Source organism: Stappia indica, assembly GCF_001696535.1.
In the GTDB taxonomy this organism is placed as follows: domain Bacteria; phylum Pseudomonadota; class Alphaproteobacteria; order Rhizobiales; family Stappiaceae; genus Stappia; species Stappia indica.
In genome coordinates, this window is the sequence record NZ_MBQE01000001.1 from 1,042,123 (window position 1) to 1,066,355 (window position 24,233).

General features: G+C 65.2%; 28 protein-coding genes. 12 read left to right on the forward strand and 16 right to left on the reverse strand.

What is annotated here, in order from left to right; genetic code table 11:
* Positions 1-111 precede the first annotated feature (111 nt).
* The 5 genes from BBX35_RS04975 to BBX35_RS04995 form a co-directional block, all read right to left on the reverse strand.
* A complete protein-coding gene (locus BBX35_RS04975; RefSeq protein ID WP_067216697.1) occupies positions 112-1,785 on the reverse strand; it encodes a methyl-accepting chemotaxis protein in 1,674 nt (557 codons plus the stop codon).
* A 384-nt stretch (positions 1,786-2,169) separates the two neighbouring features.
* A complete protein-coding gene (locus tag BBX35_RS04980; RefSeq protein ID WP_067216698.1) occupies positions 2,170-3,624 on the reverse strand; it encodes a RimK family protein in 1,455 nt (484 codons plus the stop codon).
* A 5-nt stretch (positions 3,625-3,629) separates the two neighbouring features.
* Positions 3,630-4,817: a GNAT family N-acetyltransferase/peptidase C39 family protein gene (locus tag BBX35_RS04985; protein WP_083206026.1), complete on the reverse strand. Its 1,188-nt coding sequence runs from the start codon at positions 4,815-4,817 to the stop codon at positions 3,630-3,632.
* Between the two features lie 167 nt (positions 4,818-4,984).
* The gene (gene yidD / locus BBX35_RS04990) at positions 4,985-5,338 is read right to left on the reverse strand and encodes a membrane protein insertion efficiency factor YidD (protein ID WP_067216700.1); all 354 of its coding nucleotides are present in this window, start codon (positions 5,336-5,338) and stop codon (positions 4,985-4,987) included.
* Positions 5,339-5,349: 11 nt separating this feature from the next.
* The gene (locus tag BBX35_RS04995) at positions 5,350-5,787 is read right to left on the reverse strand and encodes an iron-sulfur cluster assembly scaffold protein (protein WP_067216703.1); all 438 of its coding nucleotides are present in this window, start codon (positions 5,785-5,787) and stop codon (positions 5,350-5,352) included.
* Between the two features lie 271 nt (positions 5,788-6,058).
* On the opposite strand from BBX35_RS04995, the gene folE reads away from it, so the two are divergent.
* Complete coding sequence (gene folE / locus BBX35_RS05000; RefSeq protein ID WP_067216706.1) at positions 6,059-6,694, forward strand: GTP cyclohydrolase I FolE; 636 nt, start codon at positions 6,059-6,061, stop codon at positions 6,692-6,694.
* Positions 6,695-6,740: 46 nt separating this feature from the next.
* Positions 6,741-7,193, forward strand: coding sequence for a phosphoribosyl-AMP cyclohydrolase (hisI, locus tag BBX35_RS05005; protein ID WP_067216708.1), 453 nt, complete (start codon positions 6,741-6,743; stop codon positions 7,191-7,193).
* Positions 7,194-7,221: 28 nt separating this feature from the next.
* Here hisI and BBX35_RS05010 read toward each other — a convergent pair whose 3' ends face one another.
* From BBX35_RS05010 to BBX35_RS05025, 4 genes are all read right to left on the reverse strand, one after another.
* Entirely contained in the window at positions 7,222-7,623 is a 402-nt protein-coding gene (locus tag BBX35_RS05010) for a DUF2000 domain-containing protein (protein WP_083206027.1), read from the reverse strand.
* A 70-nt stretch (positions 7,624-7,693) separates the two neighbouring features.
* Complete coding sequence (locus tag BBX35_RS05015; RefSeq protein ID WP_067216710.1) at positions 7,694-8,500, reverse strand: AraC family transcriptional regulator; 807 nt, start codon at positions 8,498-8,500, stop codon at positions 7,694-7,696.
* 92 nt (positions 8,501-8,592) lie between these two features.
* Complete coding sequence (locus BBX35_RS05020; RefSeq protein WP_067216713.1) at positions 8,593-9,024, reverse strand: CBS domain-containing protein; 432 nt, start codon at positions 9,022-9,024, stop codon at positions 8,593-8,595.
* Between the two features lie 120 nt (positions 9,025-9,144).
* Positions 9,145-9,906 (reverse strand): rhomboid family intramembrane serine protease, encoded by a 762-nt coding sequence (locus BBX35_RS05025; protein WP_067216716.1) that lies wholly within the window; start codon positions 9,904-9,906, stop codon positions 9,145-9,147.
* A gap of 529 nt (positions 9,907-10,435) precedes the next feature.
* Between BBX35_RS05025 and BBX35_RS05030 the strand changes: the two genes are divergently transcribed.
* The 3 genes from BBX35_RS05030 (at position 10,436) to BBX35_RS05040 (ending at position 12,800) form a co-directional block, all read left to right on the forward strand.
* A complete protein-coding gene (locus tag BBX35_RS05030) occupies positions 10,436-11,089 on the forward strand; it encodes a PAS domain-containing protein (protein WP_067216719.1) in 654 nt (217 codons plus the stop codon).
* Positions 11,090-11,240: 151 nt separating this feature from the next.
* Positions 11,241-11,861, forward strand: coding sequence for a PilZ domain-containing protein (locus tag BBX35_RS05035; RefSeq protein ID WP_067216721.1), 621 nt, complete (start codon positions 11,241-11,243; stop codon positions 11,859-11,861).
* Between the two features lie 321 nt (positions 11,862-12,182).
* Positions 12,183-12,800, forward strand: a complete 618-nt coding sequence (locus BBX35_RS05040) for a transglutaminase-like cysteine peptidase (RefSeq protein ID WP_088946037.1) — start codon at positions 12,183-12,185, stop codon at positions 12,798-12,800.
* Between the two features lie 160 nt (positions 12,801-12,960).
* Here BBX35_RS05040 and BBX35_RS05045 read toward each other — a convergent pair whose 3' ends face one another.
* Both BBX35_RS05045 and BBX35_RS05050 read right to left on the reverse strand, forming a co-directional pair.
* Entirely contained in the window at positions 12,961-13,497 is a 537-nt protein-coding gene (locus BBX35_RS05045; RefSeq protein WP_067216726.1) for a gamma carbonic anhydrase family protein, read from the reverse strand.
* Positions 13,498-13,581: 84 nt separating this feature from the next.
* Positions 13,582-13,899 (reverse strand): DUF6949 family protein, encoded by a 318-nt coding sequence (locus BBX35_RS05050; protein ID WP_067216727.1) that lies wholly within the window; start codon positions 13,897-13,899, stop codon positions 13,582-13,584.
* Between the two features lie 239 nt (positions 13,900-14,138).
* Here BBX35_RS05050 and BBX35_RS05055 point away from each other — a divergent pair, with 239 nt between their 5' ends.
* Positions 14,139-14,864, forward strand: a complete 726-nt coding sequence (locus tag BBX35_RS05055; protein ID WP_067216730.1) for a hypothetical protein — start codon at positions 14,139-14,141, stop codon at positions 14,862-14,864.
* Between the two features lie 109 nt (positions 14,865-14,973).
* Here the strand turns inward: BBX35_RS05055 and BBX35_RS05060 are convergent, their stop codons facing one another.
* Together BBX35_RS05060 and cysE are read right to left on the reverse strand one after the other, a co-directional pair.
* A complete protein-coding gene (locus BBX35_RS05060; protein ID WP_067216731.1) occupies positions 14,974-15,192 on the reverse strand; it encodes a DUF3126 family protein in 219 nt (72 codons plus the stop codon).
* A 203-nt stretch (positions 15,193-15,395) separates the two neighbouring features.
* On the reverse strand, positions 15,396-16,229 hold the full coding sequence (cysE, locus tag BBX35_RS05065; RefSeq protein WP_067216734.1) for a serine O-acetyltransferase: 834 nt from the start codon (positions 16,227-16,229) through the stop codon (positions 15,396-15,398).
* A gap of 251 nt (positions 16,230-16,480) precedes the next feature.
* Between cysE and BBX35_RS05070 the strand changes: the two genes are divergently transcribed.
* Positions 16,481-17,290, forward strand: coding sequence for an enoyl-CoA hydratase (locus BBX35_RS05070; protein WP_067216737.1), 810 nt, complete (start codon positions 16,481-16,483; stop codon positions 17,288-17,290).
* Positions 17,291-17,843: 553 nt separating this feature from the next.
* Here the strand turns inward: BBX35_RS05070 and BBX35_RS05075 are convergent.
* Together BBX35_RS05075 and BBX35_RS05080 are read right to left on the reverse strand one after the other, a co-directional pair.
* Positions 17,844-18,728, reverse strand: a complete 885-nt coding sequence (locus tag BBX35_RS05075; protein WP_067216738.1) for an alpha/beta fold hydrolase — start codon at positions 18,726-18,728, stop codon at positions 17,844-17,846.
* Positions 18,725-19,492 (reverse strand): alpha/beta fold hydrolase, encoded by a 768-nt coding sequence (locus tag BBX35_RS05080; RefSeq protein ID WP_067216741.1) that lies wholly within the window; start codon positions 19,490-19,492, stop codon positions 18,725-18,727. The genes BBX35_RS05075 and BBX35_RS05080 overlap by 4 nt, the downstream gene beginning before the upstream one ends.
* Before the next feature lie 226 nt (positions 19,493-19,718).
* Here BBX35_RS05080 and BBX35_RS05085 point away from each other — a divergent pair, with 226 nt between their 5' ends.
* The 5 genes from BBX35_RS05085 to BBX35_RS05105 all read left to right on the forward strand — a co-directional run bounded on the left by BBX35_RS05085 (position 19,719) and on the right by BBX35_RS05105 (position 23,440).
* Positions 19,719-19,964 (forward strand): zinc-finger domain-containing protein, encoded by a 246-nt coding sequence (locus tag BBX35_RS05085; protein WP_067218214.1) that lies wholly within the window; start codon positions 19,719-19,721, stop codon positions 19,962-19,964.
* A 25-nt stretch (positions 19,965-19,989) separates the two neighbouring features.
* A complete protein-coding gene (locus tag BBX35_RS05090) occupies positions 19,990-21,213 on the forward strand; it encodes an FAD-dependent monooxygenase (protein WP_067216744.1) in 1,224 nt (407 codons plus the stop codon).
* Between the two features lie 78 nt (positions 21,214-21,291).
* Positions 21,292-22,035, forward strand: coding sequence for a competence/damage-inducible protein A (locus BBX35_RS05095; RefSeq protein WP_067216747.1), 744 nt, complete (start codon positions 21,292-21,294; stop codon positions 22,033-22,035).
* Between the two features lie 38 nt (positions 22,036-22,073).
* Complete coding sequence (gene gpt, locus BBX35_RS05100) at positions 22,074-22,583, forward strand: xanthine phosphoribosyltransferase (RefSeq protein WP_067216749.1); 510 nt, start codon at positions 22,074-22,076, stop codon at positions 22,581-22,583.
* Positions 22,584-22,759: 176 nt separating this feature from the next.
* Positions 22,760-23,440 (forward strand): L,D-transpeptidase, encoded by a 681-nt coding sequence (locus BBX35_RS05105; RefSeq protein ID WP_083202116.1) that lies wholly within the window; start codon positions 22,760-22,762, stop codon positions 23,438-23,440.
* Positions 23,441-23,508: 68 nt separating this feature from the next.
* Here BBX35_RS05105 and sfsA read toward each other — a convergent pair whose 3' ends face one another.
* Positions 23,509-24,210, reverse strand: coding sequence for a DNA/RNA nuclease SfsA (gene sfsA / locus BBX35_RS05110; RefSeq protein WP_067216752.1), 702 nt, complete (start codon positions 24,208-24,210; stop codon positions 23,509-23,511).
* Between the last annotated feature and the right edge of the window lie 23 nt (positions 24,211-24,233).

Below are 24,233 nucleotides of genomic sequence, written 5' to 3' on the forward strand. Positions count from 1 at the left end.
GACCAGCCGGACGAACCGCCGCGACCGAAATCTCCCTCGCGCAAAAAGCAGCGGGCCGGACCCTGTGGTCCAGCCCGCTCTCACATGAATGGCTGACGGAAGAGTGACGCCTCAGGCGGCCCTGAGGGTGCGGAGGAACTGGCTCACCTCCTGCTCCAGCGTCCGCGACTGACCCGAAAGGGCGCCGGAGAGGCTCATCAGCTGGGTTGAGGCGGCGCCGGTCATTTCGGCCGCCGTTCCCACGCCGGCGATGTTCTGCGTCACCTCGTTGGCACCGGACGATGCACGATTGATGTTCGCTGCAATCTCGCTGGTCGCCGCGCCTTGCTGCTCCACCGCGATCGAGATGGCCTGTGCCGCATCCTGGATCGTGCTGATCGTGTTGACGATCTGCGAGATCGAGTCGACGGTCGTACGGGTGGCCGCCTGGATCTCCGTGATCTTGCCGGAGATTTCCTCGGTCGCCTTGGCCGTCTGGCTCGCCAGCCCCTTGACCTCTGCCGCGACCACGGCAAAGCCCTTGCCCGCCTCGCCGGCCCGCGCGGCCTCGATGGTCGCATTCAGCGCCAGGAGGTTGGTCTGCTCGGCAATCGTCGTGATCAACTCGACCACTTCGCCGATCTTCTGGGCAGCCTCCGAGAGGGAGTTGACGTTGCGGCTCGTGCGCTCGGCAGTGGTAGCGGCATCTTTCGAGATCGTCACCGAACGCTCCACCTGCGAGGTGATCTCGCTAATGGATGCCGACAGTTCCTCAGCTCCGACGGCAACCGTCTGAACGTTGGTGGAGGCTTCCTCGGCAGCGCCCGATACCGCCTGGGCCTGACGCGAGGTCTCCTCGGCGTTCGCGGAGAGGCCCTCGGCCGCACCGGCAACTTCGCCGGAGGCACGGACCAGCGACTGGACCAGCTGACCCATCGAAGCCTCGAACTGGTCGGCCAGGGCGCGGCGCTGGCTCAGGGCCTGCTCGGCGTTGCGCGCCTCGATTTCGACCTGCTCCGCACGCAGCCTCTCGTTTTCCCGAAGACTGTCGCGGAAGGTCTGCAGCGTGTTCGCCATCGCACCCAGTTCGTTCTTGCGACCGGCACAGGGAATGTGCGCGCCGAAGTCGCCGCCGGCAATCTGGCTCATGGCGCCGGAGATGCCGATGATGTTCCGGGTTACGTTGGTGATGATGTAGTAGATGTAAGCGATGCCGATCACGCCTGCGATCACCGCCGCAATCGTGAAGACCAGGAAGATATTCGAATAGACCCTGTCTGCCTCCACAGCGGAAGCACCGGATCCATCTTCATTGATCTTGATCAGATCTGCGAGATCCGTGGACAGATCATCGAACAGAGAGCGAATTTCGTCGCGAAAGATGACCGTGGCCTCGGCATTCTTGTTCTGCCGCGACAAATCGATCACGTCTTCGCTGCGCTTCAGATAGTTCTGCCACTTCACCTTGAACCCATCATAAATGGCCTGCTCCTGGGGCGAAGAGATGAGCTTCTCGTACTTCCCGGAACTAGCCGCGATGGAGGCCGTGATATTTGCCAACATCTTTTCCGCGGCCCGCATCGATGCCTCATCCACCGAGATGATGTGCTCGGCCTGATAGATCCGGAAGTCGGACGTGGAAGTGTTTATGGCATTCACCACACTCACGCTCGGCAGCCAATTCTTTGACATTTCCTCGGCGCTGCCGTTCACTGAAGTCAAACCCGAGAGACCAACCCACACAAGAGACGCCACTGCTGTCATAAGTGCCACAGTGAACGAAATCAGGACTGCCCGCAAACTCATTTCCGTCACGCCTCCAAAAGCGATTTACTTGCAAGAACTACCTATAAAAAATTAAGGAAGCTTGAATTAAGCGCATCGGAAATAGACACAATCCGAAATCCAAGATTGAATCAATTCTATCATCAATTGCAGTAAAATTACCTCTAGGTGATTTTATGCCAATAAATACAACCATGACGCTAAGGACATCAAAGGCAGCCACCAAAAAAACAGCCGTTCCGCCCAACCGATTTATCGGTGCGCATCTGGAAGAAAATTACTTTAAGGAGCAATACTTACCCTACGGACGATGAAATCGCCAAAAGCCCTCCCCCCACGGGGAAGGAGTGGAGACACCCCCTCCAGGCGCGACCGTCGCGGCGCATAGCATTCGCCGAAAAGCCGTTACCGAGCCTCGATCCGGCGAACGAACCAGCGCACGAGCCGCTCCCAGACCGCGTCCTTTTCCATCGAGTCCTCGACCCCATGATCGAGGTTGGGATTGTCGTTGACCTCGATGACGACGACCCGATCGCCGAAGGACTTGAGGTCGACACCGTAGAGACCGTCGCCGATCAGGCGCGCTGCACGCACGGCCGTTTCTACCACGGCTGGCGGTGTTTCGGCGAGCGAGATGGAGCGGAAGCTTCCCTCCTTCGCCTGCTTGCCGTCCTCATGCTTGACGATCTGCCAGTGCTTCTTGGCCATCAGGTACTGCACGGCGAACAGAGGCTCGCCGTCGAGCACGCCGATGCGCCAGTCGAACTCGGTCGGGCAATATTCCTGCGCGATGATGATGTCGCTGTCTTCAAGCAACTCCTTCACCTTGTCGGCGATGGCCGTTTCGCCCGCGACGCGGAACACGCCACGGCTGAACGAGCCGTCCGGGATCTTCAGCACCACCGGCGAACCGAGCCGCGCCTCCAGTCCCGCCGCTTCCTTGACGCTCGACAGGATCGCCGTCTTCGGAATCGGGATGCCGTGCGTCTCCATCAGCTCGGCGAGATAGACCTTGTTGGTGCAGCGGATCATCGACACCGGATCGTCGATCACCGGCATCCGCTCCTGCACCGCGCGCCGGGCGAAGCGGTAGGTGTGATTGTCGATATTCGTCGTCTCGCGGATGAACAGCGCATCGTACTGCGCCAGCCGGTCGAGATCGCCCTTGCCGATCGGCACGATCTCGACACCCTGGCGCGCGGCCACCTTGGCCAGGTGGCGAAGAGAGGCCTGGCTCGAGGGCGGCAGCTCCTCCTTGGCGTTGGCGAGCACGGCGAGCGAGTATTTCATCGGCAGGCGCTGCTTGGGCGCCCGCCAGGCGCGATGCGTGTAGCTTTCCAGACTGGCGCTCAGGAAGCTGCGCGAGGTCGGATCGAGATCGGAGATCGGCACGACGCGAATGCGGGTGATCGCCCGCCAGCTGTCCTTGCCAAGGCTCACCTCCAGGATCGGCGCCCGGTACCAATCGAACAGCAGACGCGCAAATGGCTCCAGCGCGGCGATCTCGGTCTGGCCGAGGCAGACCAGCAGCTTGTCGCCGACGTCTTCGGTCTTCGCCAGGCAGCGGTTGAGACTGTCCTCGAGCTCGGGCAGAGCGTGCCGGTAGAGTCCCTTGCGCGACAGCTCGATCATCGTCTCGACATTGGGCAGCACCCGGTGCTGCCGGGCTTCCGCCAGCAGCGAAGCATAGTAGCCCGCCCCCTGATACGCGAAGGACCGCGACAGGTTGATGATGTTCGGGTTGGTGCCGGTAAAGAGCTTGGGGCGCAGCATGTAGTCGCGCACGCTCATCACCTTGTGCGGCGTGTCGGCGTTGGAAAAGTCCTTCGGATTGTCGACGAGAACGACCCATGTAGCCATCGATCTCAGCCCTTTCTCAAAATGATCTGCGCGCGCACCGGCGGCTTGCCCCAACGGGCCATACGGTCGAATTCGGCATCGGGTACGGGCAGGTTCGAGGCGTCCTGCGGCGTCTCGTAGCCTTCGTAGCCGAGCCAGGGGTCATGAATGAAGAGATGGCGGGCATCCTCGCCCTGTACCAGCACCCAATGGGGCCCGCGCCGGCCGAGCATGCGGTATTCGGAGATCAGCACGATGGCGAGCGCGCCCGCACGCACCTCCTCCGCCAGCGCCCGCGCCGGCAATTGCTCCTCCATCGCGGGGATGCCGAGCCGCCGCGCCTCTGCGCGATAGTCGTCCTGCACCGTCTGCATCACCCGCTGCTTGTCGGGGTCGCGTACGGAGGAGATGAAGAGATGACCCGGCGGAGACAGGCGCACCTCGGCCGAGAGGCCACGATTCGCCGCCGCGACCGCAAGGCCGAACGGCCCGCAGCCGCCATGTCCGGAGGCAAGATAGATGGTCGTCGATTCCCGCCAGAGCCGCAGTTCCAGCTTCTCGCCGAGCTCTGTTGCCGGATCGAAATGCTTGAGCGCCATCATCAGGCAGGCGGGGCCGCAGGTGAACTCGCTCGTTTGAGCGTGGTAGGGCACGGCAGACGGCGCTGCACCCTCGTCGTGCAACAGCTTCTCCATCCGAAGAGCGGCAGTGCCGTCCTCGTAATAGTCGGCAACCCGTCCGTGCACCCGGTACCCGGCCTTGGTGTAGAGCCCGCGCGCGGTGGCGTTGTCCTCCCGCACTTCCAGGCGCAGCACGATGCGATCACGGGCGAAGGCGTCGGCCTCGGCCGCAGCCAGCAGCGCCCGGCCGTATCCGAAGCCGCGCATCTCCTCTCTCAGGGCAAAGGAATAGAGTCGTGCAAGCGCGGTCCCCGAGCGGAACAGCAGCAGGGCATAGCCGATGATCTTCCCCGCCCTCTCGGCGATGACGAAGGAGGCACCGGAGCTTTCCAGGAAGCGGCGGAAGGAGCGGCGCGAGATCCTGTCCTGCGCGAAACAGGCTTCCTCGACCTCGACGAGCGCGGCAAGGTCTTCCGGTCTGGCGGCGCGCAGGGTTGGTCTGTCGCCGCCGGGTCGAGGTTCGGGGTCCGTTTCCGGCGCGCTGTCGCGGCCGGCTTCAGGTGCCGGGGCCGGCCCTGTCTCGAGAGTGTTCAAGTCCGAATCTCCGGGGAATTCTGCTGGATCGCTCACCGGTTGCCGCCTGTTCGTTCGTGGCGCTTTCCCGATGATGACCTGAAAGGTCTCTATCTCCAAATTCGCCTTGCGTCTTCAACGGCTTTCGCATGGCTTCGACGGAATTCGCATGACGTCCGCAGATGGTCTCAATCGAGCCGCGTCGCCGGGTCGATATGGTCCGCCGTCCAGCGCCCGTAGCGCCACGGCAGATACCATCGGGCGCTCTCCGGCAACTGGTCGGGGATCGGGTCGAACCCGCTGCCGCCACCCGGACGGCAGCGCTGCAGGCGCGCAAGGCCGACCCAGCTTCCCGCCCACAACCCGTAGCGCGCGATCGCATCGGCCGTATAACCGGAACAACTCGGCGCATAGCGGCACGAGCGGCCGATGAAGGCCGACAACGTCAGCTGATAGACACGGATCAGCAGCAAGCCGATGCGGGCCGGCACCCCCGGGGATGCGGTTGTCGGACGCTTGCCGGTGGGATGATCGGAGCACATGGCGGGTGATGTCAGGCCGCCCGCCGCGCCTCGATCTGCTCGGCAGCATCCACCACCGCCTGGAAGGCCAGCATGGTGGAGGCATGGCGCGCCTTGAACTCGCGCACCGGCTGCAACACGGCAGCCTCGGCAAATCGCCCGCTCGGCGGAGGGCCGTTTTCCTTCAGCATCGCCAGCACCGCGTCGCGCGCTTCGCGCAGCTCGCTCAGCGTCGCACCCTTGATATGCCGCGCCACGATGGACGCCGAAGCTTGTCCGAGCGCGCAGGCTTTGACGTCCTGCGCGAAATCGGTCACAACTCCTTCTTGCATTTTCAGGTCGACAACCACCGTCGAGCCGCACAACTTTGAATACGCCTTCGCGGAGGCATCGGGTGCGTCGAGACGGCCAAGGCAGGGGATGTTGCCGGCGAGTTCGAGGATCTTCGAATTGTAGATGTCGTCGAGCATGGGCGCCTCATCAAGACAGCGTGACGCCGGAGCAACCGGCTTCACAGCCATTTGGCATTTCTTATATAGGGTGGAACGCGGGAAAGAAATGGACACACAGGTCTCAGGTCGCGACCGGGCCGGACAGGTCGCGCGGAATTGCCGTAATTCAAACAACATGGCATGCGACCCCTCCGCCGCCCGGGGCCAGCACTTCGAGAAACTCCAGTGGTCCGAAATCACGGGGGCGGCGTAAGGGATGCGGAATACAGTACAATCGGGAGATCCCGCAATGGATGCCATCTTGAAGCCGGTCACGACCCGCGATGATACTGCGGCGGCTAACCGCCCGCGCCCGTCGCGCGAGGAAGTCGAAGCGGCTGTGCGCACGCTGCTCGCCTGGACCGGAGACGATCCCGAGCGCGAGGGCCTGCTCGACACGCCCAAGCGCGTCGCGAAGGCGTATGAGGAAATCTTCTCCGGCTACTTCCAGGACCCGGCGGAGCACCTGAAGCGCACCTTCGAGGATGTCGGCGGCTATGACGACATCGTCCTCGTGCGCGGCATTCCGTTCTTCTCGCATTGCGAGCATCACATGCTGCCCTTCGTCGGCGAGGCGCATGTCGCCTACTATCCGTCGGAAGGCGTGGTCGGCCTGTCGAAGATCGCGCGCGTGATCGACATCTTCGCCAAGCGCCTGCAGACGCAGGAGAACCTGACGGCTCAGGTCGTCGATGCGATCGACACGCACCTTGCCCCGCGCGGCATTGCCGTGATGATCGAGGCCGAGCACCAGTGCATGACCATGCGCGGCGTGCAGAAGCAGGGCGTCTCGACCATCACGACCCAGTTCACCGGCGTGTTCCGGGACGACCCGAGCGAGCAGGTGCGCTTCATGAGCCTGGTCCGCGGCGGCCGTCGCGACTGATACAGCTCGCAGGGACAGGACGCCGCCCGGCGTCGACGGAAGAGACATGACCGACATTCGCTTCGCCGGGCGCGGCGACAAGAACGAGCTGGAAAACGGCAACGTTTTCCAGCCGAAATTCGATGCCGACGGGCTCATCGCCTGCGTCGTGACTGATGCAGACGATGGCACCGTGCTGATGGTCGGCTACATGAATGCCGAGGCGCTCGCCCGGACCATCGAGACGGGCGAAGCTTGGTACTGGAGCCGGTCCCGCCAGGAATACTGGAAGAAGGGCGGCACCTCCGGACAGGTGCAGCAGGTCGTCGAACTCCTCACCGACTGCGACCAAGACGCCCTGGTCATGAAGGTGCGTGTCGCAGGCAATGGCGCCACCTGCCATGTCGGCTATCGCTCCTGCTTTTATCGCCGCATCGTTGCGGGCGAAAACGGCGTGGTCGGACTGGAGCAGGCCGGCGGCGAGCGGGTCTACGATCCCAAGGACGTCTACGGCGGCTGAGCGCCGCCGCCTATTTCGCACTCCGCCATTATCGCAAGAGCGGCAGCCTGCCGCAGATCCGGTCGACCGCCTTGCGTGGGCCGGCCAGCAGGATCGCCTGCGGCGTATGGCCGGCAAGCGGCACGGCGGCGATGCGCTGCGAATAGTCCTCGTAGTTTCGCGCCTCGAAGGCCGCCTGCATATAGGCAAGACGAAGCGGCAGGATCTCCGCTGCCGCGAAGAGGACGGGCAAGTCCTCTTGCGGAGCACCGAGCACCGGCAGCGCCACTGTCGTGATCCCGGCGAGGACGACACCATCGCTGGTCGGTGTGTCGGCACCCACGAGGGCAGGCTCGAACCGGCCGAGGCTCATCCCCAGCACGGCGGCGAAATTGGCCTTCAGCCCCACCGGCAGGCTGTCGGACAGAATGATCACAGGCTTGATCGACATGGCATTCCCCTGCTGTCAGGGGATGCCCTTGCCACGCCGGATCTCATCGGGATTGGACGAAATTGACCTGTCAGTGACGGACCAGGGCACCGGGCGTGACCCCATAGTGCCGCCGGAACTGCCGGATCATATGGCCCTGATCGCAAAAGCCTGCGGCAACCGCCGCTTCCGCCGCGCGCATTCCCTCCAGCACCAGACGGCGGGTAAGATCGACACGGCGCTGGAGAACATGCGCATGAGGGGTCATGCCGGTCGCCTTGGCGACGCTGCGCACCAGATAGGACGGCGTCAGGCCAACTTCCGCCGACAGGTCCGCCAGCGACAGGCTTTCTCCCGCCTCCACGCCTGCGGCAATGCGCTCCTGGAGCCTGCGGATGGCGACGCCTTCCCGCCCGGCGGGCCGCAGTTCGGCACGCCCATGCCGGGAGAAGGCGCAGGAGAGCGCCTGTTGAACGGCCTCTTCTATCGCGAGCTGCCAGTCGGGTCCCTTGGGTGCGTTCAGCCGCGCGGCGAGAGCGCCCAGCGCTCGCGTCAGAACCTGTCCCCGGTCCGGCGGCGCGATCTCGCCGAAGCCGCGCAGATGCGACAGATCGAGAATCTCTCGAACCGCCTCTTCGCCTGCGTAGAGCATGTTGTAGCGCACGCGCCCGGCCGCTGCATGGCCCGTATGCGGCTCTTCCGGGTTCATGAGAGACAGCGTGCCGGCGGGCAGGATCATGCTCTCCCCCCGGCAGACATACCCGCCCGCCCCTTCCGCTATGGCGCCGATGGCAAAGCCTGAATGGGCATGGCGTGCGAAGGTCTGGGTGCTGAAGGCGGCCTCGAACAGTTCGATCCCGTGATGCCAGCCGAGGTGATGATAGCGGTTTTCCTGCATTCTGCCGCCTTGATCCGCCCCGCGGGCATCCCTGTGGGTCCGCACGGTAAGCTGCGGCGAGCCGGCAGCCCGGCACGCCGCACCATGAGATGTCAGGTCATCGCGATATAGTTGCGCATGTCCTCCGCCTCGCGCTCGATCTGCGCGATGCGATGCTTGACCACGTCGCCGATGGAGATCAGTCCGTCCAGCTTGCCGTCCTTGACCACCGGCACGTGGCGGAAGCGGCCGCCGGTCATGCGGGCCATCACCGTATTCACCGTCTCGGTCGCCTTGCAGGTCACGACCTTGGCGGTCATGTAGGCCGACGCCGGCTTGTCGAGCGCATCCGTGCCGTCCTGCGAGATCGCCCGGACGACATCGCGCTCGGAGATGATGCCGCGGATGGCGCCCTTGCCATCGGTGATGACGATGGCACCGATGCGCTTCGCTCCCAGAATGGCGCAGATCTCGCGCATCGTGGTTTCGGCGCGCTCCGTCACCACGTCCCGCCCCTTCTCGTTGAGAATTGATGCGACCGTCATGTCCGACCCTCCCGGTGGCTTGTCCTGGCTGCGGGCGGAAGCCTGCCGGCTCCCGATTCCGCTTCCATCATGACAAATCCCTGTCACCGCGCAATCGGCAACACTGCGGGGAGAGGTGTCCTATCTGCGGCGCGGCACCGGATCGAAAAGGGAAAACAACAGGAAGCCGGCCACGAAGCCGCCGATATGGGCCTCCCAGGCGACACTGCTTCCTTCCCCGGCACCCGGCAGCGGAATGATGCCGAACACGAAATTGATGCCGAACCAGACCAGCAGGAACATCAGCGCCCTCGGGTTCGACAATGTCGCGGCCATGCTGGATGCGGGAATCCGATAGGCGAATTCGTCCGTCCGGCGCATGGCACCGAGCGGCCCGCCCATGTCGAAGACGAACCGGGTCGCTGCGGCCATCTGGCCGGAAATGGCGGCCGAGGCACCGATCATCGGCACCGCCTCGCCGAAGTGCAGGGAAAGATGCAAGGCAGCGCCGGCCACCGCACATACGGCCGAGAGCAACAGAAACCTTGCCGTGCCGAACCGCCGGGCGACCGCGGACCCGAAGACCGCCATCCACATCACGTTGACGAACAGATGCCCCCACCCCCCATGCAGGAAGGCGTAGGTGAGGAAGGTCCAGGCTTTCGCCGCCTCGCCGCCCGGCAACTGGTAGAGCGCGACGGCGTCCGGCAGGTAGCGCGCCGGCAGGAACGAGAACGTCAGCAAGAGTTCGTAGCGAAGGTCACGCGACAGCAGATACGTGTCGACCAGGTGCACACCGATCAGCACCAGCGACAGCCACGTCACCACTTTCGGCAGGTTGAAGACCGGTTCCGGCGGCGGCGGGCCCTGATCGTGGATGTCCAAAGGTCTGGGTTCGTGCATTGTCTCGTGCCTGGCGGTGATTGTCGGTCACCAGATCGGCCTCCGCGCCCGATCCGTCAAGCCACCTGCCTTGGGCCACGCAGGGCAGAAGGTCAAAGAAAACCGCCCGCCGCGCTTCCACGCGATCCGGGCGGTCAGGAAGTGACAGAAATCGGCGCCCCGGCCGAGTTTCCGAAAATCGAGGTCAGTCGTCGTGCAGTGCAGGTAAGGTCGTGTTCACCAACTGCTCGATCCTGCGCATCAAACAGACGGTGCGGCAACCGCCACTCTTCGTTAACCTTAACAAGGAGTAAAGCGAACCGCTCAACTCCTTGGCATGCGCCCTGCTTCGTAAGCGGCAAGACGCGGCACAGGTGGGAAATCCGTCCCGAAACCGGACAGTTTTCCGCATTTGCCGACAATCATGCGCAAGGCGCCTCGCGTTCCGGCACAGTTGCCGGGTCCAATGGTCGGCCTTGCGCAAAAACAGGACAGAGGCTCGCTGCGGATCTGCCGGAGCGAGCGGAAGCCGGGGGCAAGGTTGGTCGACATGAAACATCCGGTCACGCAGCAGCTCTACGAATACTGGGACGGTCTGCGCGGCGAGCGGCCGGCGCCCGACCGCGGCGAGATCGAGCCGGGCCGGATCCGGGCCGTGCTCGGCGATACCTTCATCCTGGAACTCGTCGACCGGGACACCTATCGCTACCGCCTGGCCGGCACCCGGCTCTGCGCGCTGCATTGCCGCGAGCTGAAAAACCGCAACATCCTGCGCGGTTGGTCCGAGGAGGACCGCGAGGCCCTGTCCACGCTGCTGGCTGCGGTGACCGAGGATGCGGCCGCCGCGGTGATCGGCATTACCGGATACACGGAGCGCAAGCAGACGGTGGACATGGAGATGCTGCTGCTGCCGCTGCACATCCCCGGCGAAGGCTGCAGCCGCGTGCTCGGTGCCTGTGTCGCATTGGAACAGCCCTACTGGGCCGGCATGCATCCGATCCTGTCGCAGACGGTCAAGAGCGTACGGCTGATCTGGCCGGACGAACGCCCCGCCTTCCTGCGTCCGCAGCCGCGCGGCTCCGTCAGCACGGTGCCGCGGTTCGGTCGGCAGCCTTCGGTGCTGCAGAGCGCCCCGCCGATGCCGGTTCTGGCCGATGCCCGGCGGGTCCAGCACCTGATGGTCATCGAGGGCGGCAAGAGCTGATCCAGCCGCCCGGCTGCCCACCCCGCAAGTATTGACATCCGCAGCCTTGCGCAGGCGGTTGCTTACCAACTGTTAACTGCCACACCATATCTTCGACCGGCAGAGTTCGTGCGGCATCCATGTCGCGCGCTCCAGGGAAGGTCGACGACGCATGGCGCACGCCACGGCACTCACGTATACGACAGCTGCCGCAGCGAAGAATGTCGACCGCCGACGCCATTCCCGTGTGCCCGTCAATATTCTCGGCCGCTTCATGCTCGAGGATCGTCGCGAGTATCCCTGCCAGATCGTTGACATGTCGCCCGGCGGCGCAGCCATGATCGCACCGGTTCCCGCACGCGTCGGCGAGCGCATCATCGCCTATGTCGACCATATCGGCCGTATCGAGGGCGAGGTCGTGCGCGAGATCGAAGGCGGTTTCGCGATGCGGATCAACGCCCCGCTGCGCAAGCGCGACAAGCTGGCCAACGTCTTGACCTGGCTCGCCAATCGCGACGTGCTCAACCTGCCGGAAGACCGCCGGCACGAGCGTTTCACGCCGAAGAACCCGATCACCCAGATCGTCCTGCCGGACGGGCGCAGCTACAAGTCGCGGATCATCGACGTGTCGCTGTCGGGCGCCTCGCTCAAGACCGAGGTGAAGCCGGAAATCGGCATGGCCATCGGTATCGGCAAGATGCGCGCCCGCGTGGTGCGTCATACCGAGGACGGCATCGCCGTCGAGTTCGCGAACATCCAGAACCGCGACCTGCTCGAAAAGCACATTTCCTGATCCTGACGATCTGACCAACGCCCCACAGGCTCGCCCGGACCTCGTCTCCGCGCGGGCCTGACTGCGTTTTTGCGCGTCATTATCCCCTCGCTCCACGCCTCGTCCCCCCCTCCGCAATCGCCTATGGGTTTGCGGGGAAAGGCGTTTTTCGCCCGCCGGCAAGCCGGTGGCCTGCCCCCTCAAATCCCTACAATTTTAATCAAAACAAGTATAAATTATCGTATAAATCTCTTATATTTCAAATAAACTTCCGATCCAGACCTTAGACGCAAATAAAAATGCGTGTGTCATTGTCTAGTCAGCCTTGGGGAGGGCGAAGACATGACAATGAACGCAAAATCATTGAAGTATACTCTCGTCGCACTGGCAATGATCGCCGCAGGCATGAGCGAGGCGAATGCCCAGGCGGGCCGGTTCATGGAAACCGGCGCAACCGCGAAGGCACCTGTCGGCCATGTCGGCTTCTGTCAGGAAAACCCTGCGGAGTGCGAGCCGGATGGCAAGGGTGCCGTGGTCGTGAAACTCGACCGCGAACGCTGGAACGAGCTCATCGCCGTCAACACGGAGGTGAATGCCCGCATCCGTCCGGTGACCGACATCGAGCTTTTCGGCGTCGAGGAATACTGGACCTATCCGGTGGACGGCGCCGGCGACTGCGAGGAATACGTGCTGGAAAAGAAGCGCGTGCTGCTCAATCGCGGCTGGCCCGCCAGCGCCCTGCTGATCACCGTCGTCAAGGACACCAACAACGCGGGCCACGCGGTTCTCACGGTCCGCACCGATCAGGGCGACGTCATTCTCGACAATCAGATCGAGGCCGTACTGCCCTGGTATTCGGCCCCCTACCGGTTCGTGAAGCGGCAGTCCACGTCGCACCCGGCAAAGTGGGCCGCGATCTCCGATCTGCGCACCAGCACGCTGGCCAGCATCGGCAACTGACGCCCGGCTGGCAGGACCGGGAGCCTGCCGCCCGTGCGGATTGGCAACACACGAAGGATTGCGCCGTCACTGATGGCAACCGGGCCCGTCCCCTCCCCCATACCCCGAGGTCGGGTTGCCGGCCGGTCTCCGCCAATGCGGAGACCGGCCTTTTCTTTGTTCAGCCCTCGGCGACCGGCGACAGACCGGCAATGTAGCGCCGCCACTTGCCGACATAGCCTTCTGCGGACGCGGCGATCCGCGCCTCGGCGGCCTCATCGAGCTGGCGCACCACGCGTCCCGGCATGCCGACAACCAGCGAATTATCCGGAATTTCCTTGCCTTCGGCGATCAGCGCGTTGGCGCCGATGATGCAGTTACGGCCGATACGAGCTCCGTTCAGCACGGTCGCGCCCATGCCGACCAGCGTGTTGTCGCCGATGGTGCAGCCATGCAGGATCGCCTTGTGTCCGATCGTGCAGCCCCGGCCGATATCGAGCGGAAAACCCATATCCGTGTGCAGCACGCAGCCGTCCTGCACGTTTGAGCGCTCACCGACGGTGATCGTCTCGTTGTCGCCGCGCAGCACCGCCGCGAACCAGACGCTGGACTCCGGCTTCAGCACGATCCGTCCGATCAATGCCGCGTCGGGAGCCACCCAATAGGTGCCGGGCTCGGGCGTGACGGGGCTGTAATCGTCGAGACGGTAAAGCGGCATGGGAAACTCCGGCAGGGCTGGGCGTCGCGCGGGACGGGAGGACAGGTGAAGAGGCAAGCCGCGGCCCCGGAGGGGCACCGCGCCTTACAGAAGGATCGTCAGTGCAGCATGCACGACCATGATGCCGGAGCAAACACTCCACATTCCCGCGATGGTGGACGAGGCCACCAGCCAGCCGAGAGGGCGCTGTTCGATCCGGCGACCGCGAATCGCGTTACGCATGATGATGAAGGGACCCGCGAAGACGCACAGCACGAAGGACAGGAGACCCTTGATCCAGGTCTCCACCGAAATGGCAAACCGCAGGGGCTCTCCCGTCACAAGCTGATAGAAACTGCCGACAATTCCCGAAATGACGAAGCCCGCGCAGCCGAGATAGACCGCCAGTGCCAGTTCACTCATGATGTCGTTAACCCCCCGTTAACCAATTTTCTGGGACCTTAACCGGTAACTCGGGTTTCCTTCCAGCAAATAGCATGCCGTTTAGGCGAACCCATTAACGGACTGGTAACCACAAAGATGGCCAACGGAGCGTCCCGTGTCCCGCAGCAGATCGGGACACTTGTCCCGCATCGGGACACCCCCATGGGCGCCCTGCCCCGCTCCGGCGCGCGCTTGCGGACGTCGGCGGGAGCGTGCGGATGATGCCGCTCACCCTTCCCGGCGGAACGGGCATCGAAGCCCGGCACTTCACATCGATGGTTTTTGCGCTGGCGCTGGCCGGCACCGCGCTCGTCGCCCACACGGTCGGCAGCTGGCTGACCTACACCCGCGGCCCCACGGGCTGGAGCGACAGCCGCGAGCGCGTGCCCGTCACTCTCGGCGCCATGGAGCTCAAGGTGCCCGCCAACATGATGCGGCGGGTCGAGGAGCGGGTTGCCGGCGGACCGGTGGACAGGCTGAGCCTTGCGGTTCTGTGGCCCTCCATGGACGGCTACAGCGAGCTCAACGCCCGCGCCTTCGCCGATCCGAGCGACACATCCGCCGTCATTCTGGTTGCGCTGGAGCCGACGCTCACCGCCGACATCATGGATACGAGCGAGCGCCTCACGCAGGTCTGGCTGTCGCTTGCCTCTGGCGATCCCCTGCCCGGTCCTGCGGGCCTTGCCCTGCTGCCCCTGCCCGGCGATCCCGCCAGCGGCACGGACTTCGTCGCCCACCGTTCCGAGGAGGGGCGCCTCTTCGCGGCCCGCTGCTTCACCCCGCGGGACAAGGCACTGGCCGCCACCTGCGAGCGCAGCATCCGTCTCGGCGACGGCCTGTTCGCCACCTACCGCTTCCGTCAGGTCCAGCTAGAGCATTGGCAGAAGCTGGATGACAGCATCGCCTCGCTGGTCGCGGGCCTGTCGCCCAAGCCCGCCTCCTGAACCGATCCCGCATGCCGATACGAAAAACGGGCGCCCGCCAAGCGGTGCGCCCGTTTTTCTTCAAGCCCCGGCCGGATGCCGGAGCTCATCGCTGCGAATGCCGTCCGGCTCAGGCCTCGTCGAGATCGTACGACAGGATCGCCATCTGGAAGTTCCAGCTCAGGTCGTCGTCGTCATCGTCGTCCCGATAGATCACGCCGATGAACTCCTCGCCGATATAGACCTCGGCGGAATCGTCCTTCTTCGGGCGCGCACGGACGACAAGCTTCGGAAGCTCGAACTTCTTCTGGAGGTAGGCCTCGAGCTTGCGGATCTCGTCTGGCTTCACGAAAGGCTCCTTTCTGGGGCGGCGGATGTCGCATCCGCGCCCAAACGGGTTGCCGGCCATGCCGGAATGAGCCCGAACCTACACATTCGGCCGCACGAACCAAGAAAAAAGCGCGCCTTTCCCCCAAGCGAGGGACGGCGCGCCCTGCAATCGGGATACGCCGCACGGATACGGCGAGGTGGCGAAGGTCCTGCGAAGGAGCCTCAGCCCTTCTCGCCATCCGGCGACAGAAGCTGGTCCATGGTCCGCGACGGCTCCGCGCAACCGGCCGCCCCCACCACCCGCGCCGGCACGCCGGCGACGGTCGAGTTCGGCGGCACGTCCATCAGCACCACCGAGCCGGATGCCACCTTCGAGCAATGGCCGATCTCGATATTGCCCAGCACCTTGGCACCGGCGCCGAGCAGCACGCCGTTGCGGATCTTCGGATGGCGGTCGCCCTCCTCCTTGCCCGTGCCGCCCAGCGTCACGTTCTGCAGGATCGAGACGTTGTCGCCGATCTGCGCCGTGGCGCCGACGACGATGCCGGTGGCATGGTCGACGAAGACGCCAACGCCGACCGGCACAGCCGGATGGATGTCCACCTGGAAGGCTTCCGAGCAGCGGCTCTGCAGGTAGAGCGCAAAGTCCTTGCGTCCGCGCTTCCACAGCCAGTTGGCCAGACGATGCGTCTGCAGGGCGTGGAAGCCCTTGAAATAGAGCAGCGGCTCGAGCAGCCGGGTGCAGGCAGGATCGCGGTCGTAGACCGCGACCAGGTCGACACGGAAAGCCTCGGCCAGCGCGCGCGAGTCCTGCAGCGCCTCAAGGTAGGTCTGGCGGATCAGCGAGGGCGAGACCACCACATGACCGAGCCGGTCCGCAAGCCGGTGGACGACGGCTTCTTCCAGCCGGTCGTGATTGAGCACGGTCTCGTAGGCGAAAGAGGCCAGCGCCGGCTCGCAGCGAACCATCGCTTCGGCCTCTTCGCGCAACTGGCTCCAGACGGGGTCATGGCGCGGCAGGGCCGGCGCCTCGGCAAGGGGATTGGTTTGCGGCATGTCCGCCTCCTTATGGAGCCACGTCCGGCAGGCGGATCGCGCTCCCTCCAAGCACAGAGTGTTGGTGCCATCCTACCGCGATCTATGCGGGCAAGGCCATAGGTCAAGCCTACCGTAACGGTCATTTCACGTAGCTTGCAGTACGCATCGCCGTCTCGAAGGCAGGTCTTGCGCTCCCCTCGAATGGACTGGGTCGGCGCACCTTGCGATAAACGGGGCGAGACCCGCCCTTTCGACAGCCCGGACCCCACATGACCGACAGCGCCGCCGACACCCGCACAGCCCGTATCGCCACCGCCATCGAAGATCGCATCGGCTGGATCGAGGTCGACAACCCGGCCCGCAAGAACGCGATCACGCTGGACATGTGGCAGGCCATCCCCAGGGCCGTGGACAAGCTCGCCGCCGACCCGCGCGTGCGCGTCATCGTGTTGCGCGGGGCGGGCGAAGAGACGTTCATCGCCGGCGCCGACATTTCCGAGTTCGCCACCCTGCGCAAGGATGCCGCCTCCGCCCGCGCGTATGAAGCATCGAACGCCGCCGCCTTCGACGCGCTGCGCAACGCTCCCCTGCCGACGCTGGCGATGATCCGCGGCTTCTGTCTCGGCGGCGGCTTCGGGCTTGCGGCTGCCTGCGACCTGCGCATCGCCGAGGACGGCGCCAGCTTCGGCATTCCCGCCGCCCGTCTCGGCGTCGGCTATCCGCCGACCGCGATCGCCGACGTTGTGCGGCTGCTCGGCCCCTCGCGCGCCAAGCTCCTCTTCTTCACCGCGCGGCGCATCGGCGTGCAGGAGGCCGAACGTTTCGGCTTCCTCGATGTCGTCGCCACCCCCGGCACGCTGGAGGCAGAGGCCCGGCGCCTTGCCGGAGAGATCGCCAGCGGTGCGCCCCTTACCCTTCGCGCCGCCCGTGCCGGCATCGACGCCCTGACCGCACGGCTCACCGGCGAAGAACTCGCCGCCTGTCAGGCGCTGGCCGGTGCCTGCTTCGACAGCCGCGATTTCGTGGAAGGGAGAACCGCGTTCATGGAGAAGCGGGCTCCGGAATTCACCGGCAGTTAACCATGACGCGCGATACCGACCGGGCCGGTCGCGTTTTCTTCGTCGCGACCGCCTCGCCCGATGACGCGGAGTCATTTTGTTAACCGACTCCTTGCAGCGTCGATAAAGCCCCGGGGCACGCACAGGCTTTGCGACCGGGCACTTGACCAGCGGAATCCGGAATGATTCCCTGTCGCCCGATCCAGCTTGATTCTGTCTGCGAAGACCTTGAATCGGATCCTCAGGCGAGAGCTGGCAGACCACTTTAAGTCTGATCAAAAAATGCCGCAGCATCAGGCGCTTGAGGAAAAAACTTCAAGTTAACGTTTTGCATGCGCCGAAGCTTCACATTAACATACGATTAACCATGCAAGTCGTTGCTATCGCGCGAAAACCCCGAGAAGCGAGACTCTGACTCCAGCTTGAATCGGTTTGTGAAGACACGCACTGCTGGGGCCGCAATACGGACGCGCTGACAGTCGCACGCAGCAAAGCGCACCGGACGCCTTCAGGCATCCGGCGCTCCGGTTCGGCATGCTGGGCAAGAGCTTGAAAACGCCGCGCCGGCGAACCGCTAGGCGGCCCGCAGCCGGTCGAGGAAGGTCACCACAGCCCCCGCAAAGGCGTCGTTGCGGTCGCCCGCGACCATGTGGCCGGCCCCGGCGACATCCGCGTACTCGGCGTGCGGAACCATGGTCAGAAACTCGTCGACCTGGGTCTCGGTGACCAGCTCTGAGCGCGCGCCGCGCACCAGCAGAACCGGGACGGTCAGCGCCCGCGCAGCCCGCACGAGCTCGTCCTCGACGCTTTCCTCGATCCCCTCTTCCGGGTCCACCGGACGGCCGCGCCGGTCTCCCAGAAACCGCGGGTCCCAGTGCCAGCGATAGCGCCCGTCGTCGTGCAGGCGCAGGTTCTTGGCGAGCCCGTCGAGCCGCTCCGGCCGCTTGCGATGCGGCAGGTAGCGGGCGATGGCATCGGCCGCCTCTTCCACCGTGCCGAAGCCCGCCTCCGCCCGGTCGGCCATGAAGGAGATCACCTTGTGCACGCCCGCCGGATCCATCCGCGGCGTCACGTCGACCAAAACCAGCGCCGACAGCGTGCCGGGCCGGAACTTCCCCTCGGCCAGCAGGCTGGCCATGCCGCCGAGCGAGGCGCCGATGCCGATGGGCCGGGCACCGGATCGTTCCGCGATCTGATCCGAGACCGCCACCACATCGCGGCCGAAATCGCGGAACTGGTAGGCGCCGCTGTCGACCCAGTCGCTATCGCCGTGGCCGCGCTGGTCCAGGCACCACGCGGACAATCCGCGCGCGGCCAGCCGCTCCCCGGTCCCCTCCCAGGCGTGGCGCGTCTGGCCGCCGCCATGGAGCAGAAGCACCGGCTGCCCGCCGGCGCCATGAACATCGGCAACGAGGCGATTGTCTTCCGCGCCGGTCAGCGTGACGGTTTCGCGGCTCATGCAACACCCTCCCGTGCCAGGCTCGCCAGAAAGTCGATCACGCCCGCCTTGTAGACCTTGTCGCCCACCGCGATCATGTGGTCGCGGCCGGGGATCTCCAGCACTTTGGCCCGCGGCATCAGCCGGGCCAGCTTTTCCGGCGAACCGGCGATCTCGTCCTTGGTCCCCACTGCCACCAGAACCGGCTGGGTGATGCGGGAGACCTCGTCCTCGCCGATCTTCTGCCGCGAGGAGCGCATGCAGGCAGCAAGGGCGAACCGGTCGGAATTGGTCTGCTCGGCAAAGGCGCGGAAGGCGCGCGCTCCGCGGTCGGTCACGTCGGACAGTTTCTCGGCCTCGAGACCCGCCGCGATCGGCTCCGGATCGCCGACACCGGTGATCATGCCATAGCCTAGTCCGCCGAAAACGGCGCTGCGCACGCGCTGCGGATGGTTGAGCGTCAGGAAAGCGGAGATCCGCGCGCCCATGGAATAGCCCATCACATCCGTGCGCTCGATTCCCAGATGATCCAGCAGCCGCCTTGCATCCTCCGCCATGGTCGGGGCGCCGTAATCTTCCGGATCGTGGCTGCCGTCGCTCTCGCCATGACCGCGATTGTCGATGGCGATCACCCGGCGCCCCGCTTCCGTCAGCAGCTTCACCCAACCGGGATAGACCCAGTTCACATGCTTGTTCGAGGCAAAGCCGTGAATGAGCAGGATTGGCTCGCCCCGCCCTTCGTCGAGATAGGCGAGGCGGAGACCGGCGGAATCGAAATGGGGCATCGGAGCCTTTACCTTGACGTAAACGTAAAAACACAGAGTCCCACGATAGTGCGCAAGACCGCTGATGAAAAGCCTGCTGCCGGCACAGCGCCCGTCCCTCGTCTTTCCTCCCTGCTTCCGGTCGCCGCAGTTGTGGCGAAACCGGCACTTCCCCCTGTTCAAACCGTTCCTTCCTGCGTATGGTCCGGCAAATCCTGCAGGACATGCTGAACGACGGATGGATGCGATGGCGCATGCTGTAATTCCCCATTTCCAGAACGACCGCGGCCTGGAGTCGATCGAGATCGGCGCGAAGGAGTTCCAGTGCGTGGGCGCCCGCCCGCCCTTCGATCACCCGCATGTCTTCCTGGACATGGGCGACGACAACGAGATCATCTGCCCCTACTGCTCGACGCTGTACCGCTACAACCCGGGCCTGAGCGCCCATCAGGCCGAGCCGGCCGATTGCGTCTGGACCCCGGAAGCCGCCTGATCTGCGTCCGGCGCAAGGCGAGCGCATGGTGCAATCCCGCTCCGACGGAAACCGCATCTTCATCGCCGGGGCGGGCATCGGCGGCCTGACGGCTGCCCTGTCCCTCTCGCGGCGCTCGCGTGCGGTAACGGTGATCGAACAGGCGGAAGAGCTGCATCCTGTCGGCTCCGGCCTCCAGCTTCCTCCCAATACGATGCAGGTGCTGCGTGATCTCGGCCTCGAGGACGCGCTGCTGCCGCATGTGGTCGCCCCTCGCACCATCGAGGTCATGACCTGGCGCGGCGATGCCCCGGTCGCGGAGATCCCGCTCGGTGCGCTTGCCGAGAAGCGCTACGGCGCGCCCTATCTCGTCATTCACCGCGCCGACCTTCAGGCGGTTCTGCTGAAGGCTGCACGTGCGTCCGCCGGTATCACCCTGCGCCTCGGCACCCGCTTGCGCGGCGCCGCCCAGAACTCGGACCGCATCAAGCTGGAACTCGAACAGACCGCCGGCGAGGCGGATGGGGAGATCCCGCTCGATCACGACACGGGAGCGGCGCTGATCGGCGCCGACGGCGTCTGGTCGACCGTGCGCCGCCGCGTCATGGGCCTGCGCGCTGCCGCCTTCTCCGGGCGCACCGCCTATCGCGCCGTCATTCCCGCGAGCGACGTTCCCGAGCGCTGGCGCAACGTCACCGGCCTCTGGCTCGGCCCCCGTGCGCATGTGGTGCATTACCCCGTCAGCGGCGGCGAGCGCTTCAATCTCGTCGCTCTCGTCGAAGAGGACTGGCAGGAGGAGGTGTGGTCCGGCCCCGCCGACCGCAGCGCCCTGCTCGACCGCTTCCGCGACTGGCCGGGCGCCTGCCGCGAGTTGCTCTCCCTCCCCTCGTCCTGGCTGAAATGGGCGCTGTGCTCGATGGATCCGGGCACCAGCTGGGTCGACGGCCGCTTCGCTCTGCTGGGCGATGCCGCGCACGCGATGCTGCCGTTCGCCGCCCAGGGCGCGGCCATGGCCATCGAGGATGCGGAAGCGCTGGCGCGCCATCTGGACCAGGGCGCGGACGACATCCCGCGGGCCCTGCGCGCCTACGAGAGCGAACGGCAGGACCGGGCGGAGCGGGTGATGCGGCTCGCGCGCTCGAACGACCGCATCTACCACATGAGCGGCCCTCTGGCGCTGGCCCGCGACATGGTGATGCGATCCTTGCCGTCGGAACGTCTTCTCGCGCGGCTCGATTGGCTATATGGATGGCGGCCTCCGGGCGCCTGACCCCGCTCGGTACGGGGCTGACGCGCGCCATCGGGCGCACGGGCCAGGCGCAGAAATTGGATCCAGGAGTGGGTGGGCATGTCGGCTGACCAGAACCAGGGCATCGTGACCGCGGCGTTTCTCGTCATCGGCGATGAAATCCTGTCCGGGCGCACCAAGGACAAGAATATCGGCTACCTCGCCGAGTATCTCACGGCCATCGGCATCGACCTGTCGGAGGTGCGCGTCGTGCCGGATGTCGAGGAGCGGATCGTCGAGGCGGTGCGCGAACTCAGCGACCGCTACACCTACGTCTTCACCTCCGGCGGCATCGGCCCGACCCATGACGACATCACCGCCGATTCGATGGCCAAGGCCTTCGGCGTGCCGATCGACCACGACCCGCGCGCCGTCGAGATCCTGAGCAACTTCTATCCCGAAGGCCAGCTGACCGAAGCCCGCCTGCGCATGGCACGCATTCCGCAAGGCGCTGACCTGATCGAGAATTCCGTTTCCAAGGCGCCCGGCTTCCGCATCCGCAACGTCCACGTCATGGCCGGCGTGCCCTCGATCATGCAGGCAATGCTCGACGCCGTCGCCCCGACGCTGAAGACCGGCCAGCGCATGCTGTCCGAGGCCGTCGATGCCGACCTGCCGGAAAGCCGCATCGCGGCGAGCCTGCGCGAGATCCAGGACGCCCATCCCGGCGTCATGATCGGCTCCTACCCGCGCTCCGTCGACGGGCGCTTCTCCACCCAGATCGTCGTGCGCTCGCGCGATGAAGCGTTGCTGCAGCAGGCGGCCGACGCGGTACGCGCCGCCGTTGCCGCCACCTCACGCTGACCCTCCAAGTATCTGCCGAACGACAGGACTCGACCCGCATGGAAAACCCGCAAGCCCCCAAAGCCTTCCCCGTCTCCTGGGACCAGTTCCACCGCGATTGCCGCGCCCTCGCATGGCGCCTGTCCGGTCAGGGCAAGTGGGAAGCCATCGTGTGCATCACACGCGGCGGACTGGTTCCGGCGGCCATCGTCGCCCGTGAACTCGGCATCCGGCTGATCGAGACGGTGTGCGTCGCCTCCTATCACGATTACGAAAATCAGGGCGAGCTGCAGGTCCTCAAGACCATCGACAGGAAGGTCGTGGATCTCAACGGCGGCAAGGGGTCGGGCGTGCTGGTCATCGACGATCTGGTCGACACCGGCAAGACCGCCCGCGTCGTTCGCGAAATGCTGCCCGAGGCCCATTTCGCCACCGTCTACGCCAAGCCGATGGGCCGTCCGCTGGTCGACACCTTCGTCACCGAGGTCTCGCAGGACACCTGGATCTACTTCCCCTGGGACATGGGCTGGCAGTTCCAGCCGCCGATCGCCACCAGCACCCAGGGCTGAAGAACCCTGCGTCAACTTTGTCACACAGCTCCCCGGCGAGTGCAGGCCAGCCCCGCACTCGCGGGAAAGTTATTGTCCTGCCCATATTTCGGCGCAATTTCTCAGCCTATAACCTCGTTATGACACACGAGATTCTCCCGCGCGCCGGTTCCCTTCCCGCTTCCGGCAACACCCTCATGTCGCGCCGCACCGCCCTTGTCGGTCTCGGCGCGATGGCTCTCGCCGGCTGCCAGAGCACGGGCAATAACCCTCGTATCCAGGCGGCGTCCGCTACGGCGCCGGCCCGGGTGATCGACCCGTACTATCTGCAGATGTACGCGGCGATGCCGAACGAGAAGTTCCCGATCCCGGCAGTGGACCTGCGCCGCGTCGATCCCATCTACTTCCGTCAGGTGGTGCCCTATCGCACCCAGGAACGTGCCGGCACGCTCGTGGTCGACACGCCCAACCGGTTCCTCTACCTGGTGATGGAAAACGGGCAGGCGCTGCGCTACGGCGTCGGCATCGGTCGTGCCGGCTTCGACTGGGGCGGGCGCGCCCGCATCGCCTACAAGCGCGCCTGGCCGCGCTGGACCCCGCCGGCCGAGATGATCGCCCGCCAGCCGGAGCTCGAGCCCTATCGCAACGGCATGGAGCCGGGCCTGCAGAACCCGCTTGGCGCCCGCGCGCTCTACATCTTCGAGGGCAACCGCGACACCATCTACCGCATCCACGGCACGATGGAGTATTGGACCATCGGCAAGGCCGTGTCTTCGGGCTGCGTGCGGCTGATGAACCAGGACGTCATCGACCTCGCCGCGCGGGTGCCGAACGACACCCCGATCGTCGTGCTGCAGGACAATAGCGGCGTCGTCTGACGGCAACGCTTGTCGCCACTGGCAGCAAAGAGGATACTGACGGGCCCGCCGAGACGGGCCCGTTTTCGTTATGGCAGCAGGGTCACCCGCTGCTCGGCGACGATTTCCTCCGGCGTGATCCGGCAACCGATGGCATAGGCTTCCACGCCGCGCGCCTTTGCCGCGGCAAAGGCCGCCGCATAAGCGGGATCCAGATCGCCAGCAAAGGAGAGCCGGTCGCAGTCCGGTCGCTGCACCAGGTAGACCATCGCCGCGCGCGCGCCGTCGGCGACCATGTCGCCCATCTCGACCAGATGCTTGGCGCCGCGCGCGGTCACCGAATCCGGAAACTCGGCCAGTCCGGCCTGCCGCATCAGGTGGACGTTCTTGACCTCGACATAGACCGGACGGCCGTCGGCGCCTTCGAGCAGGATGTCGATGCGCGAGTTGCGGCCGTATTTCACTTCCCGCCGCAGCCCGGTGAAGCCGGCCAGCTCCTCGATCAGGCCGGCGCGCAGCGCCTCCTCCACCAGACCGTTGGGATGCGCAGTGTTGATGCCGACCAGAGCTCCGTCCGCCTCGACGATCTCCCAGGAGTATTTCAGCTTGCGCGCCGGGTTGTCGGAGACCGACAGATAGACTCGGGCCCCCGGTTCGCGTAATCCCAGCATCGAGCCGGGATTGGCGCAATGCGCCGTCACTTCCTCGCCGCTGTCGAGAATGACATCCGCAAGGAACCGCTTGTAGCGCTTGACCAGGCGGCCAGGCACGAGGGGAGAGGCAAAGCGCACGGGAAAACTCCGGACTTGAACGG